This is a genomic window from Craterilacuibacter sp., from assembly GCF_051659485.1.
GTDB lineage: Bacteria > Pseudomonadota > Gammaproteobacteria > Burkholderiales > Chromobacteriaceae > Craterilacuibacter.
In genome coordinates, this window is the sequence record NZ_JBOFOO010000240.1 from 1 (window position 1) to 2,101 (window position 2,101).

Sequence of the window (2,101 nt, forward strand, 5' to 3'; positions counted from 1 at the left end):
CGCTACTATGTTGATGGCCCGGTGCAGGCCGCCGAAGTCTGCCTGAAGGACGGCAACGCCTATGCCGCCCGCAGCGTACTGGTGGGCAGCACCGGCGCCGGCGGCAGCAGCCTGTTCGCGCTCGATGTAACCCGGGGCAAGGACTTCAGCAAGAGCGATGTGCTGTGGGAATTCGGCGCAGCCGATGATGCAGGCTTCGGGGTGGCCGTATCGCAGCCGCAGTTGGTGAAGTTGCGCGATGGCGTGGGGGCGGATGGGAAGCCCAAGGCCCGCTATGCCGTCATTGCCGGCAACGGCCTGAACCAGGCTGCCGGTGCAGCCGGGCTCTATATTATCTATCTCGACCGACCCGCCGCCGGTGGCAAGCCGGTATACCGTCGCATTCCGGTGGCGGCGGATCCCTCCGGTGCGACCGTACGCAACGGCCTGATGAACCCGTCCGCGGTCGATAACGACGGCGATGGCATCACCGACTACGTCTACGCCGGTGATATCCAGGGGCGGCTGTGGAAGTTCGACCTCAGGGACAACAGCCCGGCCAACTGGAAAGTGGCCAACGGCACGGCCACGGCACCCTTACCCCTGTTCGAGGCGCATGTGCTGGACCAGGACGGCAATGGCAAGGACGGCGCCGCACAGCCAATCGTGGCGGCACCGCTGGTGATCCGCCACCCGGCCGGCGGGCTGCAGCTGCTGTTCGGCACCGGCGCCCTGTTCAATGACAGCGACCGCGGCAGCACGAATCCGAACTATTTTTACGGCTTGCGCGATCCGCTGGACGGCACGACGCTGGGCACCAGCGCAACGGCAGGCTTGAGCGCGCAGGCGCTGGGCGAGCAGCTTAGCGCCAGTAAGCTCTACCAGGACAGCAGCCGCAATGTCTGTGGCAGCAAGGGCTGGTATTTGCCCATGGCCAATCTGGAGAAAACCACCTACCGCGCGGCCATCGTGCAAGGCCGGGTGCAGTTCACCTCGCTGCAGCTTGCGGGGGACAACTGCTCCAGCTCCGGCAAAACCTGGATCACCGAAGTGGAGGCCTTTTGCGGCAAGGCACCGAGCAAACCCATCTTCGATACCAATGGCGATGGCAAGGTGAATGGCAGCGACCAGAAGGCCTCGCGCTACCGTCAGGACGAACTCTCTGGCGAGGCGCTCAACCTGCTTGCGCCGGGCTTCACCGTCCTGCGCTTCCCTGGCGGCATCTCCGAATCCCGCTATCCGGCCCGGGTTTCATGGCGCGAAATCATACGGACAAAATAGGACAGGTTATGTCTGACAAAACAGCAGGTTTTACTCTGATTGAACTGATGATTACGGTGGCGATCGTCGGCATCCTGTCGGCGATCGCCTATCCCGCCTACCAGCAGTATCTGGCGCGCGGCTACCGCGCCGAGGCCAAGTCCAGGATCATGGAGCTGGCGCAGGAGTTGGAGCAGCGCTACAGCAATAGCGGCAGCTTTGCCGGCTCACCCTGCGCCGCGCCGGCCAGTTGCGATGTCGGCAGCGGGCGCGTGATGTACCGCGTGTCGCACAATGCCTCGGGCACGCTGACGAACTACACCATCACCGCCTCGGCCACCGCAGCCTACACCTCCGTCTGGAGGGATTGCACCACGCTCACGCTTAGCTACACCGGGCTCAAGAGTGCCAGTGGCGGCTCAGTGGCTGATTGCTGGTCACGCTAAGACCTTCTGGCATAACTCGTCGATCCATGTCACGCGTTGCAGCTTACGTCTCCGCGCTGAATGGCCGCAATAGCGCGGATTTGTGGTGTTCCAGTTGAGCGTGCCACTTGATGAAGTCTTCAGGCTCCCCAGTGCCATGTTGTATGCGCTGAAGGACTGACGTATAGACTTCTTGGACGGAGTGTGGGTCTTCGTGCTCATCCGTTATGCAGGTGCGAAGGGTGTCTTTGGCATCTTCCCGAAGCTCCCTAAGGATTTCTTCTAGTCGTTGCTGGGTATTTCTGCTGGCAGGCATGGTCGTTGCAGTAATGAATCTTGCGGATAAGGATCTGCTTATTTTACTGGAAAGACCCTTGGCAGTCCTGCGGTCGCCTGTGCGAAGACTCAGGGTGACTTCTCCGAGTCTCGGAAAGACC

Annotated in this window: 2 protein-coding genes; both read left to right on the forward strand. The window is 61.9% G+C overall.

The annotated features are described in order from the left end of the window. Positions 1–1,260: pilus assembly protein (locus tag ACRC1E_RS08485; protein ID WP_438514666.1), on the forward strand; the 1,260-nt coding region annotated here is incomplete at its 5' end. Positions 1,261–1,268: 8 nt separating this feature from the next. Then, positions 1,269–1,685, forward strand: a complete 417-nt coding sequence (locus ACRC1E_RS08490) for a type IV pilin protein (protein WP_438514667.1) — start codon at positions 1,269–1,271, stop codon at positions 1,683–1,685. The last annotated feature ends 416 nt before the right edge of the window (positions 1,686–2,101 follow it).

Excerpts from the sequence above, each read along its gene's own strand:
- ACRC1E_RS08490 (WP_438514667.1), top strand. The coding sequence starts at position 1,269 with ATGTCTGACAAAACAGCAGGTTTTACTCTGATTGAACTGATGATTACG.